The 18,522-nt window shown below is 59.5% G+C and carries 16 protein-coding genes; 15 read left to right on the top strand and 1 reads right to left on the bottom strand.

The genetic code is table 11. From position 1 onward, the window contains the following. Window positions 1–9: 9 nt before the first annotated feature. Window positions 10–1,041 carry an adenosine deaminase gene (locus ACQ4WP_RS10775; RefSeq protein ID WP_436520404.1) on the bottom strand — a complete coding sequence of 344 codons (1,032 nt, stop codon included), beginning with the start codon at window positions 1,039–1,041 and terminating at the stop codon, window positions 10–12. On the opposite strand from ACQ4WP_RS10775, the gene ACQ4WP_RS10770 reads away from it, so the two are divergent. The 15 genes from ACQ4WP_RS10770 (at window position 1,040) to ACQ4WP_RS10700 (ending at window position 18,506) form a co-directional block, all read left to right on the top strand. Then, a complete protein-coding gene (locus tag ACQ4WP_RS10770; protein WP_436520402.1) occupies window positions 1,040–1,285 on the top strand; it encodes a hypothetical protein in 246 nt (81 codons plus the stop codon). The genes ACQ4WP_RS10775 and ACQ4WP_RS10770 overlap by 2 nt on opposite strands. A gap of 328 nt (window positions 1,286–1,613) precedes the next feature. Further along, the gene (locus ACQ4WP_RS10765; protein WP_436520400.1) at window positions 1,614–3,536 is read left to right on the top strand and encodes a PrkA family serine protein kinase; all 1,923 of its coding nucleotides are present in this window, start codon (window positions 1,614–1,616) and stop codon (window positions 3,534–3,536) included. A gap of 72 nt (window positions 3,537–3,608) precedes the next feature. Then, window positions 3,609–4,877: a YeaH/YhbH family protein gene (locus ACQ4WP_RS10760; RefSeq protein ID WP_436520398.1), complete on the top strand. Its 1,269-nt coding sequence runs from the start codon at window positions 3,609–3,611 to the stop codon at window positions 4,875–4,877. Further along, on the top strand, window positions 4,877–6,478 hold the full coding sequence (locus ACQ4WP_RS10755) for a SpoVR family protein (protein ID WP_436520524.1): 1,602 nt from the start codon (window positions 4,877–4,879) through the stop codon (window positions 6,476–6,478). Before ACQ4WP_RS10760 ends, ACQ4WP_RS10755 begins: the two co-directional genes overlap by 1 nt. Window positions 6,479–7,016: 538 nt before the next feature. Next, window positions 7,017–7,673 (top strand): energy transducer TonB, encoded by a 657-nt coding sequence (locus ACQ4WP_RS10750; protein ID WP_436520396.1) that lies wholly within the window; start codon window positions 7,017–7,019, stop codon window positions 7,671–7,673. An 86-nt stretch (window positions 7,674–7,759) separates the two neighbouring features. Next, on the top strand, window positions 7,760–8,689 hold the full coding sequence (locus ACQ4WP_RS10745) for a MotA/TolQ/ExbB proton channel family protein (RefSeq protein WP_436520394.1): 930 nt from the start codon (window positions 7,760–7,762) through the stop codon (window positions 8,687–8,689). Window positions 8,690–8,694: 5 nt separating this feature from the next. Next, window positions 8,695–9,123: an ExbD/TolR family protein gene (locus tag ACQ4WP_RS10740; RefSeq protein WP_436520392.1), complete on the top strand. Its 429-nt coding sequence runs from the start codon at window positions 8,695–8,697 to the stop codon at window positions 9,121–9,123. Window positions 9,124–9,228: 105 nt separating this feature from the next. Beyond that, window positions 9,229–9,660: an ExbD/TolR family protein gene (locus ACQ4WP_RS10735; protein WP_180979394.1), complete on the top strand. Its 432-nt coding sequence runs from the start codon at window positions 9,229–9,231 to the stop codon at window positions 9,658–9,660. 78 nt (window positions 9,661–9,738) lie between these two features. Continuing rightward, window positions 9,739–10,950: a tetratricopeptide repeat protein gene (locus ACQ4WP_RS10730; RefSeq protein ID WP_436520390.1), complete on the top strand. Its 1,212-nt coding sequence runs from the start codon at window positions 9,739–9,741 to the stop codon at window positions 10,948–10,950. A 177-nt stretch (window positions 10,951–11,127) separates the two neighbouring features. Then, complete coding sequence (locus ACQ4WP_RS10725) at window positions 11,128–12,099, top strand: bifunctional riboflavin kinase/FAD synthetase (RefSeq protein ID WP_436520388.1); 972 nt, start codon at window positions 11,128–11,130, stop codon at window positions 12,097–12,099. An 81-nt stretch (window positions 12,100–12,180) separates the two neighbouring features. Further along, window positions 12,181–15,081 (top strand): isoleucine--tRNA ligase, encoded by a 2,901-nt coding sequence (ileS, locus tag ACQ4WP_RS10720; protein ID WP_436520386.1) that lies wholly within the window; start codon window positions 12,181–12,183, stop codon window positions 15,079–15,081. Between the two features lie 83 nt (window positions 15,082–15,164). Further along, window positions 15,165–15,674 carry a signal peptidase II gene (gene lspA, locus ACQ4WP_RS10715; protein WP_436511946.1) on the top strand — a complete coding sequence of 170 codons (510 nt, stop codon included), beginning with the start codon at window positions 15,165–15,167 and terminating at the stop codon, window positions 15,672–15,674. Window positions 15,675–15,691: 17 nt separating this feature from the next. Next, a complete protein-coding gene (gene coaBC / locus ACQ4WP_RS10710) occupies window positions 15,692–16,912 on the top strand; it encodes a bifunctional phosphopantothenoylcysteine decarboxylase/phosphopantothenate--cysteine ligase CoaBC (protein ID WP_436520384.1) in 1,221 nt (406 codons plus the stop codon). A 30-nt stretch (window positions 16,913–16,942) separates the two neighbouring features. After that, entirely contained in the window at window positions 16,943–17,392 is a 450-nt protein-coding gene (gene dut, locus ACQ4WP_RS10705) for a dUTP diphosphatase (protein ID WP_436520382.1), read from the top strand. A gap of 10 nt (window positions 17,393–17,402) precedes the next feature. Then, window positions 17,403–18,506, top strand: a complete 1,104-nt coding sequence (locus tag ACQ4WP_RS10700) for a M48 family metalloprotease (RefSeq protein ID WP_436503661.1) — start codon at window positions 17,403–17,405, stop codon at window positions 18,504–18,506. Window positions 18,507–18,522 lie beyond the last annotated feature (16 nt).

Genomic DNA, 18,522 nt, shown 5'->3' with positions numbered 1-18,522 from the left:
AGTGATGCGTTATTGCGCGGCGCCGTGCGCGGCGGCGTGCCGGGCGAAATACGCATCGACGGTGGCGAGGAAGGCATCTTTCTGCGCCTGCGGCAGGAAGGCGGCGATGAAACCGTTGCGCGCCAGACGCTGCGCGTGGGACAGGCCCAGCGGCAAGGCATCGAAAATGGCGTCGAAATTGTCGTTCATGTAGCCGCCGAAATACGCGGGATCGTCCGAGTTCACCGTCACCAGCAGGCCGGCGTCGAGCAATTGCACCAGGTTATGGTCGTGCATCTGGTCAAACACGCGCAGTTTGGTATTCGACAAGGGGCAAACGGTCAGCGCGATTTGTTCGCGCGCCAGGCGGGCCGTCAGGTCCGCATCTTCCAGGCAGCGTACGCCATGGTCGATGCGTTCGACTTGCAAGTCGTCCAGCGCCGTGCGGATGTAGGCTGGCGGACCTTCTTCGCCTGCGTGGGCCACCAGGTGCAGGCCCAGCTCGCGGCAACGGGCAAACACGCGCGAGAATTTCTCGGGCGGGTTGCCCACTTCCGACGAATCGAGGCCGATGCCGATGAACTTGTCGCGGTGCGGCAGCGCATCGGCCAAAGTCTCGAATGCCTCTTCCTCGCTCAAATGGCGCAGGAAACACAGGATCAGGGCGGCGCTGACAGGGCTGTCCTGGCAGGCGCGGTGAATACCATTGACCACATCAGCCATCGCCACGCCGCGCGCCGTGTGCGTTTGCGGGTCGAAGAAAATTTCCGTGTGCAAGACGTTGTCGGCTTCGGCGCGGCGCAGATAGGCTTGCGTCATGTCATAGAAATCCTGCTCTTTCAAGAGCACGCTTGCGCCAGCGTAATAAATGTCGAGAAAAGACTGCAAATCCGTAAAAGCATAGGCGCTGCGCAAGTGTTCCACCGATTCATAGCCCAGCGGCACGCCATTGCGCTCGGCCAGTGCGAAAATCAGTTCTGGCTCCAGCGAACCTTCGATATGGATATGCAGTTCGGCCTTCGGCATGCCGCGGACGATCGCGCGCAATGGGGGGGTCATCATGGGTGTTCCTTATAAGGTGACGATAAAAATGCTGGCCCGCACACGCGCGGCGCGCAGGGCCATCGGACATGCAGGCATCTTAGCGCAAGATGGCCGGCCTCACCGGCGCCCGGCCGCCATGGCGCTGGCAGCGGCGGCGGCATGGCCGGCACCGGCACGCGCTGGCGAATTGTCGTATGATGGTTTAAAAGGTACAAAAAGGTTCATTGAAATCGATGGAAAATCTGATGATTTATCCAATTAAATCAACAATTTACAAACAAGTATTAAGGATATGCTGACATATCTTTTGACTTCCTGATCCTTTAGAGCAATAATTAATTTCATGGGGTAAAGGTAGGTGCAACAAGCGCTATCAACAGTGAAAAAAAAGCCGGCTGGCCACGTCAGCGCACGGCATCAAGCGCCAGTTTTTTGGTCCGGGCAATCCGGACTCGCAAAGACAGCCGGGCTTGAAACAACAATAAAAATCGGTACGGGGTACAGGAAAAGTTCAGACGGCAAGCCCAGGCGAGTGCCAGGCGGGCGGCCATGGTGACTGGCAGTACAGGTTTACATTAAAGGACATTGACATGACCATTTTTGATAACTATGCAGCACGCTACGAGCGCACCCGCGAAGAGGAAATGTCGCTCACCGAATACCTGGCCCTGTGCAAGAAGGACAAGCTGACCTATGCCAGCGCGCCCGAACGCATGCTGGCCGCCATCGGCGAGCCGCAACTGGTCGACACGCGCAACGATACGCGCCTGTCGCGCATCTTCGCCAACAAGGTGATCAAGATCTATCCCGCCTTCCGCGAGTTCTACGGCACCGAGGAAGTCATCGAGCAAGTCGTCTCGTATTTCCGCCACGCCGCGCAAGGCCTGGAAGAACGCAAACAGATCCTGTATCTGCTGGGGCCGGTCGGCGGCGGCAAGTCGTCCATCGCGGAAAAACTCAAGGCGCTGATGGAACACGTGCCCTTCTATTGCCTGAAAGGCTCGCCCGTCAACGAATCGCCGCTGGGCCTGTTCAACGAGGAAGAGGACGGCACCATTCTGGAAGAGGATTACGGCATCCCGCGCCGCTATCTGCGCAACATCCCCAGCCCGTGGGCCGTCAAGCGCCTGCATGAATACAATGGCGATATCAACCAGTTCCGCGTCGTCAAGCGCTACCCTTCCGTGCTGAAACAGATCGCCATCTCGAAGACGGAGCCGGGCGACGAAAACAACCAGGATATTTCCTCGCTGGTGGGCAAGGTCGACATCCGCAAACTGGAAGACTACGCCCAGGACGACCCGGACGCCTACAGCTATTCGGGCGGCCTGTGCCTGGCCAACCAGGGCCTGATGGAATTCGTGGAAATGTTCAAGGCGCCCATCAAGGTCTTGCATCCCTTGCTGACGGCCACACAGGAAGGCAATTACAAGGGCACGGAAGGTTTTGGCGCGATTCCCTTCGACGGCATCATCCTGGCCCACTCGAACGAGTCGGAATGGAAGACCTTTAAAAACAACCGCAACAACGAGGCTTTCCTTGACCGTATCTATATCGTCAAGGTGCCGTACTGCCTGCGCGTGACCGATGAAATCAAGATCTACGACAAGCTGGTGGCCAATTCCTCGCTGGTCAAGGCCCCGTGCGCGCCCGGCACCCTGCGCATGATGGCGCAGTTCGCCATCCTGTCGCGCCTGAAAGACCCGGAAAACTCCAGCATTTTCTCGAAGATGCTCGTCTACGATGGCGAAAACCTCAAGGATACGGACCCGAAAGCCAAGTCCATGCACGAATACGTGGACTATGCGGGCGTGGACGAGGGCATGAACGGGCTGTCGACGCGCTTTGCCTTCAAGATCCTGTCGAAAGTGTTCAACTTTGACAATTCCGAAGTGGCCGCCAATCCCGTGCACTTACTATATGTACTGGAACAGCAGGTCGAGCGCGAGCAGTTCGCGCCGGAACTCGAGCAGCGCTACTTCTCCTATATTAAAGAGCACCTGGCGCAGCGCTATGTGGAATTCATCGGCAAGGAGATCCAGACGGCTTACCTGGAAAGCTATTCGGAATACGGGCAAAACATTTTCGACCGCTATGTGACGTTTGCCGATTTCTGGATACAGGACCAGGAATACCGCGATCCGGACACGGGCGAAAGTTTCGACCGCGAATCGCTGAACAATGAACTGGAGAAAATCGAGAAGCCGGCGGGCATTTCCAATCCGAAGGACTTCCGCAATGAAATCGTCAACTTCGGGCTGCGCGCGCGGGCGTCGAATGGCGGCAAGAATCCCGCCTGGACCAGTTATGAAAAGTTCCGCACCGTGATCGAAAAGAAAATGTTTTCGAATACGGAGGAATTGCTGCCCGTGATTTCCTTCAATGCCAAGGCCAGTGCCGACGATGCCAACAAGCACGCCGACTTCGTGGCCCGCATGGTGGAAAAAGGCTATACGGCCAAGCAGGTACGCCTGTTATGCGAATGGTACTTGCGCGTACGCAAGTCATCCTAGCGCGGACAGCGGAGGCGCGCTCCCGCCCGGTGACTGGCGGGGCGCGCAAGACGAGAGGCAAGGAGGCACCCTTTGACATACCTCATCGACAGGCGCTTGCAGAGCAAGAATAAATCCGCCGTCAACCGCGAGCGTTTCCTGCGGCGTTACAAGGGCCAGATCAAGGATGCTGTGGGACGCGCCATCAAGGGGCGCTCGATCACGGACGTCGAGAATGGCGAAAAGGTCAGCATCCCCGTCAAGGACGTGGGCGAACCGTCGTTCGGCCACGCGCATGGCGGCGTGTGGGAAGTGGTCAATCCCGGCAACAAGGAATACCTGAAAGGCGACCAGATCGCCCGGCCGAAAGGCGGCGGGGGCGGCGGGCGGGGCAAGGCGGGCAATAGCGACGAGACGACGGAAGACGATTTCATCTTCGAATTGTCGCGCGAAGAATTCATGAATTATTTCTTCGAGGACTTGGAATTGCCGCACATGGTGAAAACCCAGCTGACGGCCACCACGGAATTCAAGAACCAGCGCGCCGGCTACAATATGTCGGGCACGCCATCGAACATCCACGTGCTGCGTTCCCTGCGCGGCGCGCTGGGGCGACGCATCGCCGTCGGCGGCGGCGCCCGCAGGCAGCTGGCGCAGGCTGAAGAAGACCTGGCCGCCCTGCTGCACGAAGGGGCGCCCGACAGCGACCCGCTGGTGGTGGAGCTGCGCCGCCTGATCCACCACCTGCATACGCGCTTGCTGGCGATTCCCTTCATCGACCCGTTCGACTTGCGCTACAGCAACCGCATCAAGGTGCCCAAGCCGATGTCGCAGGCCGTCATGTTCTGCATCATGGACGTCTCCGGTTCCATGGACGAATCGCGCAAGGACACGGCCAAGCGCTTCTTCATCCTGTTGTATCTGTTCCTCAAGCGCGCCTACGACAAAATCGAGGTCGTCTTCATCCGCCACCATACAGCGGCGGCCGAAGTGGACGAGCATGAATTCTTCAATTCGCGCGAGTCGGGCGGCACCGTGGTGTCTTCCGCCCTGCACTTGCTCAATACCATCATCGACGAGCGCTATGGCGCGGGGCAATGGAACAGCTATGTGGCGCAGGCGTCCGACGGCGACAACTGGGACAACGATTCCGTGCTGTGCCGCCAGTTGCTGATCAACACCATCATGCCCAAGGTGCAGTACTACACCTATGTCGAGATCACCGACGGCCCGCAGCAAAACCTGTGGGAACAATATGCGGGCGTGCTCGACCATCATGCCCATTTCGCCATGCAAAAGATCGTCACGCCGGCCGATATCTACCCGGTCTTCCGCGAACTGTTCAAAAAACAGGTGAAATGATGAGTGCAGCCTTTGACCGCGCCAGCAACACCCCGGGCGAACCGTTCGTGCGCCTGCGCCACCCGAACGCCCTGCCCGAGCAGTCGGAATGGACGTTCGAGCTGATCGAACAAATCCACGAGGAAATCCGCCGCGTGGCGAAACAGTTCGGCCTGGATACCTATCCGAACCAGCTGGAAATCATCACGGCCGAGCAAATGATGGATGCCTACACCTCGGTCGGCATGCCCGTCTCCTACAACCACTGGTCGTTCGGCAAGCATTTTCTTTCCACCGAGAAAAGCTACAAGCGGGGCCAGATGGGCCTGGCCTACGAGATCGTCATCAACTCGAACCCGTGCATTGCCTATTTAATGGAGGAAAACAGCCTGACCATGCAGTCGCTGGTGATCGCGCATGCGGCCTATGGCCACAACTCCTTCTTCAAGGGCAACTATCTGTTCCGCGCCTGGACGGATGCCGATGCCATCATCGACTATATGGTGTTTGCCAAGAATTACATCGCCGAATGCGAGCAGCGCCATGGCGTCGATGCGGTGGAATTGCTGCTCGACTCTTGCCACGCCATCCAGAACTATGGCGTGGACCGCTACAAGCGCCCGGCGAAACTGTCGATGGTGAAGGAGTATGCGCGCCAGAAAGAGCGTGAAGCGTATGTGCAGTCGCAGATCAACCAGCTGTGGCGCACCCTGCCCCGGCGTGAAGATGACGAGGACGAAGACGACCAGCGCAAGGCCGCCCCCCGCTTTCCGCCCGAACCCGAGGAAAACCTGCTGTACTTCATCGAGAAGTACGCGCCGCTGCTGGAACCATGGCAACGCGAGATGGTGCGCATCGTGCGCAAGATTTCCCAGTATTTCTATCCGCAGCGGCAAACCCAGGTGATGAACGAGGGTTGGGCCACCTTCTGGCACTACACGATATTGAACCAGCTGTATGACGAAGGCGTGGTGGGCGACGGCTTCATGATGGAATTTCTGAAAAGCCATACCAACGTGGTCTATCAGCCGCCTATCGACAGCCCCTACTACAGCGGCATCAACCCGTATGCGCTGGGTTTTGCCATGATGAGCGACATCCGCCGCATCTGCGAGCATCCGACGGATGAAGACCGCGTCTGGTTCCCCGACATCGCCGGCAGCGACTGGCGCAAGAGCCTGGACTTTGCCATGCGCAACTTCAAGGATGAAAGCTTCATCGCCCAGTATTTGTCGCCGCGGCTGATCCGCGAATTCCATTTCTTTGCCGTGCTCGACGACGACAAGAATGAAAAACTGGCCATTTCCGCCATCCATGACGATGCCGGCTACCGCTACGTGCGCCAGCAGCTGGCCGAACAGTACAACCTGGGCAACCGCGAGCCGAATATCCAGGTCTGGTCCGTCAATACGCGCGACGACCGCGCATTGACCCTGCGCCACACGCAATTCCTGCGCCGTCCGCTGAACCAGCAAGCGGCCGAAGTGCTCAAGCACGTGGCGCGACTGTGGGGCTTCGATGTGCACCTCGATACGGTCGATCCGCAGGGCCTCGTCCTGGGCACCCTGAATTGCCGGCGCGAGAAGCGCAACCGGCGCGACGATGCGCCGGCACGGCCATAAGTGATCTTCTTGGCAATTATTTTAGCAAGAACATAAGCGCATCCTATACCACCATAGGAATTCCGTATGGCCTGGCGGCGTCGAAACGGCCGCCAGGAGCGTCTTTTTTGACCTGGGTGAAGTTCCTTTCGCACCCGATTGGTGCGCGCTCATGACTAAGTGGTCTGGTTCCGAGGCAAAATATTTCCTAAAAGAAATATTTTTCTCCAAATTTAGCTGTTTCCATATTGAATATCACGAAATATAATTCCGCCATATGGGCACATCGGAGAACTTAGCAGTGGTCGCCCAAAACGGCTGTAAAAAACCGATAAGACCGCCTTTTTTTATGTCCGAAAGCGTGCAAAGATGACATAAGCAAGTACGTTTTCAGGGCGCAAAAGCGTCAAAAATTTAACCGGTTTTAGGCGTTAAAAATCTGTGTAAAATAAAGAATTCGTATGTATAATTCGGCGACGTCCCGGATACGGCTGGAGCTTTGTGTCGTCATTTTGGGGTTCAGTTGCAAGACAAGAGATGGTATTTGGAGAAAGCAGGCATGAATTTTTCGAACGAGAAAAGTCCCAAGAACTACACAGGCATCACTATCGTTGTCCTGCTGCACGTTCTCGCGGCTTACGGGATCGTGACGGGCTTGGGCAAGCGGTTGGTCACCAAAATGATGGAACCGGTTGAAACCAAGATTATCGAGGAAGTCAAACCGCCTCCACCGAAGGATCTTCCACCGCCACCACCGCCGCCAGAAATGAAGGCGCCACCGCCGCCATTCATTCCGCCAGTCGAGGTGAACGTGCAGCAGCCGCCACCACAGCAGAACGTGATTGCCAATACGACTGCCGTGAAGCCAGCCACGAATGTATTGGCACCGCCAACGGCGCCTGCACAGCCTGCGCCAACTCCTGGACCAGCCAAATCGGTGCGTACGCCGGCCGTGGTTGACTTCAGTGTCTGCGAAAAACCGGCTTATCCAAAGTCGTCGCAGCGCAATGAGGAAACCGGTGTGGTGACACTGTCGTTCCTGATCGGTGTCGACGGCAAGGTCGCTGATTCGAAGATCGTGAAGTCCAGCGGCTTCAGAGACCTGGACAAAGCCGCAGTGCAAGGTATCAGCCGCTGTACATTTAAGCCGGCAACAGTTGACGGCAAGCCGGAACAAGGCTGGCAGCAAATGCAATACGTTTGGTCGCTGGATTAAAACCCGAGACAGTTATCCCCTGTCTCACACTATGATTTCGTTGTCATTACGTTCAGCGATCTGTTATTTTTAATTTTGGAGGAAGCATGTTTAAGAATACCCGTTTGTCCGCATTTTTTGCCGCGGTTCTGTTGTCCGTTACCGCTACTACCGCTCTGGTAGCAGCTCCGGCATTCGCTGACGCGCCAGCATCGGCTGCCGCTTCGGCTCCTGCGGCAGACGCTGCAGCAGCACCAGTTGCCGCAGATGCCGCCGCTCCAGCAGCAGACGCAGCAGCTCCAGCCGCCGATGCCGCAGCTCCAGCCAAAACCGAAGAAGTGCACAACCCGTTCGGCCTGCAAGCAGTGTGGGACGGCGGCTTCGTGCCACGCGCTACCCTGATCATCATGGTCATCATGTCGATCGGTACCTGGTACATCATCATCACCAAGCTGATCGATCAAATGAAGATCTTCAAGCAAGCCAAAGAAGCCGCTGCCAAATTCTGGAAAGCACCTTCGATCGCTGCTGGTTCGGCAACCCTGGAAGAAGGTTCGCCATTCCGCTTCATCGCTGAATCGGGCACCAAGGCAACCGCACATCATGACGGCGCCCTGCTGGAACAAATCGATCTGTCGACCTGGGTGACGATGTCGATCCAGCGCGCTTCGGACAAAGTCCAATCGCGTCTGCAAGATGGCCTGTCGTTCCTGGCAACCGTTGGTTCGACCGCACCGTTTATCGGTCTGTTCGGTACCGTTTGGGGTATTTACAACGCACTGACCGCTATCGGCATGACCGGTAACGCATCGATCGACAAAGTGGCAGGTCCAGTTGGTGAAGCACTGATCATGACCGCTTTCGGTCTGCTGGTCGCTGTTCCTGCCGTTCTGGGTTACAACTGGTTGGTGCGTCGCAACAAAACCGCAATGGAAGACATCCGCTCGTTCAGCGCCGACGTTCACTCGGTTCTGGTTTCCGGCGTCATGTCCACCAGCGAAGCTGGCCGTGCTGCCGGCGCTAAAAAGATCGGATAAGAATCATGTCGATGTCCGTCGGCTCCGACAGCGGAGATGAAGATCAAGTAATGTCCGAAATCAACACGACGCCGCTCGTCGACATCATGTTGGTTTTGCTGATCATTTTCTTGATCACCAGTCCGGTTGTTCTCAAATTGCAGACAATCAATCTGCCTGTAGAGACCAACCAAGCCCTGCAAACCAAGCCGCAAAACGTTAACATCGTTGTTAACAAGGACGGCGAGATCTACCTGGGCCAGACCAGACTGAAAGACACGAACGAATTGTTCGATTATCTTAAAGTTGAAGCAGTGAAAGTACCGCAGCCGGAAGTACACGTTCGTGGCGACCAAGAAACACGCTACGAATCGATCGGCCGGGTTATTTACACGACCCAACGTGCCGGGATCCAGAAGGTCGGCTTCATCACCGAACCACCTGACAAGGGCTGATAGCGACTGGCAGCGGCGTCCCGGCAACATGGGGACGCCACTGCCAGAAGCTGACCGGGCGGCAGTTTCGCCCGGTGCTTCGTTGGACTTCTTAAAGGAAACACTATGAGTATGAATGTCGGTTCGGGAAGCGCTCCAGGCGCGGATCCGGAACCAATGATGGAACTGAACATGACGCCCCTCATCGACGTGATGCTGGTGCTGATTATCATGTTGATCATCACGATTCCTAAGCAAAACCACTCGGTGAACTTGAACATGCCGGTCGGCACCCCGCCGCCACCGACAACCGAACCAGTGGTCGTCACGATCGATGTCGATTTTGACGGTACGATCTTGTGGGACAACCAGGTCGTACCTGATCGTAATACGCTGGAAGCCAAGCTGAGCAACGTTGCTGCACAAGCAGACCAGCCGGAAGTGCATTTGCGTCCGAACAAGCTGGTGGAATACAAAGTCGTCGCCGGTGTGATGGCGTCGGCGCAGCGTCTGGGCGTGACCAAAATCGGTCTGGTCGGCAACGAGCAATTCCAGTAAGCTGTAGCAATCAGGTTCTCTTTACATCCGAATAGGCAGGACTTCCTGCCTATTCGCTTTTTACTGAAAGACTTTCTCATGTCCAAGTTTCGTCTCGCTCATCTCGGCCTCGTCATGGCCGCTATCGGTTTTACCGCAGCAACTCCTGTAATCGGCCTGGGCTCGCTGGCATATGCCGCGGACACCGTGCGTGCCGAAGTGGGCAAGCCACTGCAAGAAGCGCAAAAACTCGCTAGCAGCGGCAAAAACAAGGAAGCACTGGCCAAGCTGCGCGAAGCTGACAGCGTCGGCGGCAAGACCGCCTTTGAAAGCTACCAGATCGAGCGCGTGCGCGCCTCGGCCGCTGCTGCCTCCGGCGATAACGGCACCGCCATCAAGGCCTTTGAAGCCGTCATCAATTCCGGCCGCCTGAGCGCCGCCGAAGCCCCCAAATTCACGCAAGCGCTGGCAGGCATGTACTACCGCGCCAAGGACTGGCCCAATACCGTCACCTGGATCAAACGCTCGCTGAAAGACCGCGACGATGCGCAGATGCGCGAACTGCTGATCCAGACCTACTACGTCAGCGGCAACTACGCCGAAGCGGCCAAGGAACTGCAAGCGCGCGGCGGCAACTCGGAAGCGAGCCTGCAAATGCTGGCCAACATCCAGTTGAAGCAAAACGACAAGGGCGGCTACGTTGCCACCCTGGAAAAACTGGCCTCGGCCTATCCGAAAACCAGCTACTGGGCTGACCTGCTGAACCGCGTCTCGGGCAAACCTGGCTTCTCGCAACGCCTGGGCCTGGACGTGCAGCGCCTGCGCCTGGCCAACGGCCTGTTCACCAAGCCGTCCGAATACATGGAAATCAGCCAACTGGCCTTGCAAGCAGGCAATCCGGGTGAAGCGTTGAGCATCATCGAGCAAGGCTACAAAAAAGGCGTGCTCGGTACCGGCGCCGATGCCCCGCGTCACCAGCGCCTGAAAGACCTGGCCCTGAAAACCCAGGCCGACCTGAAAGCCAGCGCCGCCAAGTCGGAAGCGGAGTACGTCAAGAACAAGGACGCAGACAGCTTGAGCAAGCTGGGCTTTGCTCTGGTCTACGATGGCCAGACCGACAAGGGCCTGGGCTTGATGAATGACGCCGTGAAACTGGGCACCGCCAAATATGCGGAAGAAGCCAAGCTGCATCTGGGCATCGCTTACATTCACGCCGGCAAGAAGTCCAATGCAACGACGGCACTCAGGGCCGTCAAGGGCACCGATGGCGCGGCAGACCTGGCCCGTTACTGGACCTTGATGAATAAGTAATTGACATCGAAATAGCGCTGATTATTTAGTGCCATCAAAAGCGTTGCCAGCTCACCCGCCGGCAACGCTTTTTATCATTTCAGCAGGGAAATTAGCCCCGTGCCCGCCCTGCCGGGTGTGCATCCCTGAAACAGTCCGTATAATCCCCCTTTTGGCACAGTTTTTCATCAGATTCCTATGAAGGTATTCCGCGGACTTCCCAATGCCCAGGCACGAGCGCCTTGCGCTCTGACCATCGGCAATTTTGACGGTGTCCACATCGGCCATCAAGCCTTGCTGGCGCGCGTGCGCGAGGCTGCCACCGAGCTCGGCATTGAAGCGGCCGTGATGACGTTCGAACCGCACCCGCGCGAATTCTTCGCGCAGCGCGCGGGCGACCTGTCGAAGGCGCCGCAGCGCATCGCCAACCTGCGCGACAAGCTGCAATCGCTGGACGACGCCGGCATCGACAGAGTCGTCGTCGAGCACTTCAGTGCGCAATTCGCCGCCTTGACGCCGCAGGAATTCACGGAAAAAGTCCTCGTCGACGGCTTGCACGTGAAATGGCTGATGGTCGGCGACGATTTCTGCTATGGCGCCCGGCGCGCCGGCGACGTGGCCATGTTGCAGGAAGCGGGCCGCCAGTATGGATTCCATGTAGAAACATTGCCCACCGTCATGAATGGCAGCACGCGCATCTCGTCGTCCGCCGTGCGCCTGGCCCTGGCCGCCGGTGATTTCCCGCTGGCCACTCAGTTGCTGGGCCACCCGTACGCCATTTCAGGCCACGTGATCCACGGCCGGAAACTGGGCCGCACCCTGGGTTTCCCTACCTTGAACCTGCGCGTGGCGCACCGTCCCGCCCTGTCCGGCGTCTTCATCGTGCAAGTGCACGGCCTGGCGTCGCAGCCGCTGCCCGCCGTGGCCAGCCTGGGCGTGCGCCCCACCGTCGATGACAGCGGCCGCGTCTTGCTGGAAGTGCATCTGTTTAATTTCAATCAATCCTGCTACGGCAAGCTGGTACGCGTGGAATTTTTGCAAAAGCTGCGCGACGAAGAAAAGTATGACGACTTGCCTACCCTGACGGCCGCCATCGAGCGCGACTCGAACCAGGCGCGCGCCTATTTTGAGCAGCGCAGCGGCGCCATTACCGCCACCGACCGAATTTGACGCCGGCCAACTCCGCCGCCTGGCGGCACCTGCCGCCGCAAACCCGCTGCAAAAATATACTCCATACCATTAAAGAAGACTATGTCCGATCAAAACAAGCCAGCCACGCCCAAGCAGAATAAGAAGCCTGAAAGCAAATACCCGGTCAACATGACAGAAACCCCGTTCCCGATGCGCGGCGACATGGCCAAGCGCGAGCCGCAATGGGTACAGCAATGGCAAGACAAGAAGATTTACGAGCGCGTGCGCAAGGCTGCCGCCGGCCGGCCAAAGTTCATCCTGCATGACGGCCCGCCGTACGCGAACGGCGACATCCACCTGGGCCACGCCGTCAACAAGATCCTCAAAGACATGGTCGTCAAGTCGCGCTCGCTGGCCGGCTTCGACGCGCCGTATGTACCGGGTTGGGATTGCCACGGCATGCCGATCGAGATCCAGATCGAAAAACTGCACGGCAAGAACCTGCCGACGGCCGAAGTGCTGGAAAAAGCCCGCGCCTACGCGAATGTGCAGGTCGAGCGCCAGAAGAAGGATTTCATCCGCCTGGGCGTGCTGGGCGAGTGGGACAACCCGTATTTGACCATGGCGCACGGCAATGAAGCGGACGAATTGCGCGCGCTGGGCAAGCTGCTGGAAAAAGGCTATGTGTACCGCGGCCTGAAGCCCGTCAACTGGTGCTTCGACTGCCAGTCGGCGCTGGCCGAGGCGGAAGTGGAATACGCGGAAAAGCGCGATCCCGCCATCGACGTCGGGTTCAAGTTCGCCGAACCGGAAAAACTGGCGGCTGCGTTCGGCCTGCCATCGCTGCCGACGGATAACGGTTTCATCGTCATCTGGACCACCACGCCGTGGACCATCCCGTCGAACCAGGCGCTGAACGTGCACCCGGAAGTCAAATACGCGCTGGTGAAAACCGAGCGCGATGGCCAGCCATTGCTGCTGATCCTGGCGCAAGACCTGGTCGTGGCCAGCCTGGCGCGCTTCAAGCTCGATGGCACGACGATCGCCACCTGCGATGGCGCGGCCCTGGCCGGCATCAGTTTCCGCCACCCGCTGCATGCGGCTGACGCTTTCTATGACCGCTTGTCGCCCCTGTACCTGGCCGAATACGTGACCACGGAAAGCGGCACGGGCGTGGTGCACTCGGCGCCAGCCTACGGCCTGGACGACTTCATCTCGTGCAAGGCGCACGGCATGAAGGACGACGACATCATCAAACCCGTCATGGGTGATGGCAAGTTCGCCTCCACCCTGCCCCTGTTCGGCGGCATGACCATCTGGGAAGCGTCGAAGCCGATCTGCAATGCCTTGCGCGAAGCGGGCGCGCTGTTCGAAGTCAAGATGTTCGACCACAGCTACATGCATTGCTGGCGCCATAAAACACCGATCATCTACCGCGCCACCTCGCAGTGGTTCGCCGGCATGGACGTGACGCCGAAAGACGGCGGCGCGACCTTGCGCGAGACGGCGTTGAAAGGCATTGCCAATACCGAGTTCTTCCCGGACTGGGGCCAGGCGCGCCTGCACGGCATGATCGCCAACCGTCCGGACTGGACCCTGTCGCGCCAGCGCCAGTGGGGCGTGCCGATGGCTTTCATCGTGCACAAGGAAACGGGCGACCTGCATCCGCGCACGCCGGAACTGCTGGAGCAAGTGGCCAAGCTGATCGAAAAAGACGGCATCGAGGCATGGCAGTCGCTGGACTTGAAAGACCTGATCGGCGACGAAGCGGCCATCTACGCCAAGAACAAGGACACGCTGGACGTATGGTTCGATTCCGGCGCCACGCACCAGACGGTGCTGGGCGGCCCGCAAGGCCACGGTTCGCACTCGACGCAGCTGCAATTCCCGGCCGACCTGTACCTGGAAGGCTCGGACCAGCATCGCGGCTGGTTCCATTCCTCGCTGCTCGTGTCGTCGATGCTGAACGGCCATCCACCGTATAAAGCGCTGCTGACGCACGGCTTCACGGTCGATGGCGAAGGCAAGAAGATGTCGAAGTCGCTGGGGAATACTTTGGCGCCGCAAAAGATCTCGGACACCCTGGGCGCGGACATCCTGCGCCTGTGGATCGCCTCGACCGATTACACGGGCGAGCTGTCGATCTCCGACGAAATTCTGAAACGCGTGACCGAATCGTATCGCCGCATCCGCAACACCCTGCGCTTCCTGCTGGCGAACACCTCGGACTTCAATCCGGCCACGGATGCCGTGCCGGTGGCGGAGATGTTCGAAATCGACCGCTATGCGCTGGCCAACATGGCATCGCTGCAGCAGCAGATCGAAAACAACTACGCGCGCTACGAGTTCCACCCGGTGGTCTCGAAGCTGCAAACGTACTGTTCGGAAGACCTGGGTGGCTTCTACCTGGACATCCTGAAGGACCGCCTGTACACCTCGGGCCTGACGTCGCACGCGCGCCGCTCGGCGCAAACGGCCCTGTGGCATATCACGCAAAGCCTGCTGCGCCTGATGGCCCCGGCCCTGTCGTTCACGGCCGAAGAAGCGTGGGCCGTCTTCGCCGGAAGTGAAGCGTATGCCGCCAGCGATGAAACCATCTTCACGCAAACCTGGTGGCAGTTGCCGGAAGTCTCGGACGCCGCCGACCTGCTGGAGAAATACACGGCCCTGCGCGCCGTGCGCACGGACGTGACGAAGCAGCTGGAAGACTTGCGCACCTCGGGCGCCATCGGCTCCTCGCTGCAGGCGGAACTGACGATCAAGGCCGCGCCGATGAAGTACAAGCTGCTGACGACCCTGGGCGAGGACTTGAAATTCGTCTTCATCACCTCGCAGGCTAGCGTTGTCGAAGTGCTTGAGGAAGCGGCCGAGGAAGTGGTCGTGGCCGCGTCGACGGCGCCGAAGTGCGAGCGCTGCTGGCATTACCGTAGTGACGTGGGCACGGACGCCGCGCATGCTACCCTGTGCGGCCGCTGCGTCAGCAATCTGTTTGGAAAAGGCGAATCGCGCCGTTTCGCATAGACTGTCACCTCGGGGCGCTGCCTGCGTCCCGCTTCCAACCGCCGCCTGCCACCAGGCGGCGGCTTTATCTTCCCTGGAAAAATATGGCCACTAAAAACCGTTTTTCATCGAAATCGTCCTCTTCATCGTCGCTGGTACCCTGGCTGGGTATCGCCGCCATCGTCATCCTGTTCGACCAGATCACCAAGATCACGATCCTGAAGACCTTCCGCTATGCGCAGGAGATGGTCATCACCTCGTATTTCAACCTGGTGCTCGCGTATAACAAGGGCGCTGCGTTCAGCTTCCTGTCCGACCAGGGAGGCTGGCAGCGCTATTTCTTCACCGCCATCGCCCTGGCGGCGGCCATCTACATCATTTATCTGCTGAAAAAGCACGCCGGCCAGCGCATGTTCTGCTGGGCCCTGGCGCTGATCCTCGGCGGCGCGCTGGGCAACGCCATCGACCGCCTGATGTACGGCCACGTGGTCGATTTCCTCGACTTCCACTGGAAAAGCTGGGGCCATTTCCCCGCCTTCAATATCGCCGACAGCGCCATCTGCATCGGCGCGGCCCTGTTCATCATCGATGAACTGCGCCGGGTAAACAAATAAACCAGCAGGAGAACGGCATGGAATTGTCCGGCAAAAAAATCGTCCTGGGGCTTTCGGGCGGCGTCGCCTGCTACAAGGCGGCGGAACTGTGCCGCAGCTTGACCCGCGCAGGCGCCTCGGTGCAGGTGGTGATGACGGATGCAGCCAGCCACTTCATCACGGCCGTCACGATGCAGGCCCTGTCCGGCCACCCCGTGCACACCAGCCAATGGGATGCGCGCATAGACAACAACATGGCGCATATCGATTTGACGCGCCATGCGGACGCCATCCTGATCGCGCCGTGTTCGGCCGACTTCATGCGCAAACTGGCGCACGGCGTGTGCGACGACCTGCTGTCGACCCTGTGCCTGGCCCGCCCGGCCCACCTGCCTTTGCTGGTGGCGCCGGCCATGAACGTGGAAATGTGGCAGAACCCCGCCACGCAGCGTAATGTGCAGCAGCTGCGCGACGACGGCATCAAACTGTTTGGCCCGGCCGCCGGCGAACAGGCGTGCGGCGAAGTGGGCCTGGGCCGCATGCTGGAACCGGAACAGCTGCTGACGGAGCTGATCGCCGCCTTCCAGCCGAAAGTCCTGGCGGGCAAGCGCGTGCTGGTCACGGCCGGCCCGACTTTTGAAGCCATCGACCCCGTGCGCGGCATCACCAATCTGTCCTCGGGCAAGATGGGTTATGCGGTGGCGCGCGCGGCGCGCGAAGCGGGCGCCGAGGTGCTGCTCATTTCCGGCCCGACGGCCCTGGACGCACCCTTCGGCGTGCGCCGCATCGATGTGCAAAGCGCACAGCAGATGCATGATGCAGTACTGGCCCACGTCGACGGCCAGCATGTCTTCGTCGCCGTGGCCGCCGTGGCCGACTGGCGCGTCGCCAACGCCAGCGAACAGAAGATGAAAAAGCAGGCCGACGGCTCCGTGCCCGAACTGCAGTTCGCGCAAAACCCCGACATCCTGGCCACCGTGGCGGCGCGCACCAACCTGGCCGGCTATCCGTATTGCGTCGGCTTTGCCGCCGAGTCGGAAAACCTGGTGGAATTCGGCTCGACCAAGCGTGAAAAGAAGGGCATCCCTCTGCTGGTCGGCAATATCGGCCAGAACACGTTTGGCCAGGACGACAACACCATCATTCTGTTCGACGAAGAAGGCCATACCGTGCTGCCGCGCGCCTCGAAACTGAACCTGGCGCGCCAGCTGATTTCGGAAATTTCGAAGCGGCTGGCCAAGAATTCGCTCCTCAAGTAACCCTTTATACGACTTAGCTTAGTTAGATTAATGAAAAATATCGACATCAAGATCCTCGACGCCCGCATGCAAGAACTGCTGCCGGCCTACGCCACCCCAGGCAGCGCCGGCCTGGACCTGCGCGCCTGCATAGCCTCGTCCATCACCATCGAAGCTGGCCAGACGGTACTCATTCCCACCGGCCTGGCCATCCACATCGGCGACCCGTCGTATGCGGCCATGATCCTGCCGCGCAGCGGCATGGGCCACAAAAACGGCATCGTCCTGGGGAATCTGGTAGGCTTGATCGACTCCGATTATCAGGGCCAGCTGATGGTATCAACCTGGAACCGGGGCCAGAGCGCATTCACGCTTAACCCCATGGAACGCCTGGCGCAACTGATTATCGTGCCGGTGCTGCAAGTGGGCTTTAACGTCGTCGAGGAATTCGGCGACAGCGAACGCGGTGTTGGCGGTTTCGGCAGCACCGGCAAACATTAAGGATTGTCTTATGCCAGGTTTCCGCCATCTGATCCCAGCCCCAACCTCGCTGCGCCGATTGGCCACTCCACTCCTGCTGGCCGGCGCGGCCATTCTGGCCGGCTGCACCACGCCGACGACGAATGTCAGCGGCCCGTTTAACGTGGTGCCAGCGCCCGACGCCCCGGCCCCGACGGCGCAGCAGAAGGCGGCGCAGGAAGAGCTGGTGAAGATGGTGGCGCTGCAGGATCGCCTGTCGAAAGTCTCGGCGCCCCTGCTGATCAACAATGCGGACCTGTGCAAGACGTATGCGCGCAACCTGCTGGGCTTCACGGCGCAGAATAAGTATTCCTACCCTGGCATCTATGCCGACGCGGCGCAGGCGGCGCTCGGCTACGGCGAACAGATGCAGGTCTCCGGCGTCTTGCCGGGCAGCGGTGCCGCGCGCGCCGGCTTGCGCAAGGGCGACGGCTTGCTGGCTGCCGAAGGCAAGCCGCTGCCGGCCGGTCCCAAGGCCGAAGGCCCGTTTGGCGCCATCGTCGGCCCGCTGGCCTCGAAAAGCGCGAGCCTGAACATGACCATCGCCCGCGACGGCCAGCAACAGGACCTCAAAATTCCCGTCACGCGCGCCTGCGCCTTTCGCGTCGCCCTGGGCAATGCGGACAATATCAACGCATACTCGGACGGCGCGCGCATCATGCTTACGCGCGGCATGGTCAATGCGGCGCAAAACGACGAAGGCATCGCCTTCGTCATCGCCCGCGAAATGGCGCACAATATCCTCGACCACGCGCGCAGCCAGCGCACGGCAGGTACGGCCGGCAGCATCATCGACAGCCTGGGCGCCGTGCAGCCCGACGTGTCGATGCTGACGGGCGCCGCCGGCATCAAGGCCATGCCGCAGGAACTCGACGTGCAAGCCGACACCCTGGCCATCTACCTGCTGGCGCGCGCCGGCTACAACGTCGACAACGCCGCCCGCTTCTGGCAACGCCTGGCCACGCAAGTACCGGCCACGGTGGCCAACGGCTACACGGCCCTGCATCCAGGCACCAACTCGCGCATGGCGGCCATCAACCGCGCCGTCACCGACGTGCGCGCCAAGCAGGCGGCAAAAAAACCGCTGAAGCCTTAAATGCCAAAGGCGCCTG

The sequence above is a fragment of the Janthinobacterium lyxosi genome, assembly GCF_051380665.1.
Lineage (GTDB): Bacteria > Pseudomonadota > Gammaproteobacteria > Burkholderiales > Burkholderiaceae_D > Janthinobacterium.
This window is presented reverse-complemented; position numbering and strand designations above follow the sequence as displayed.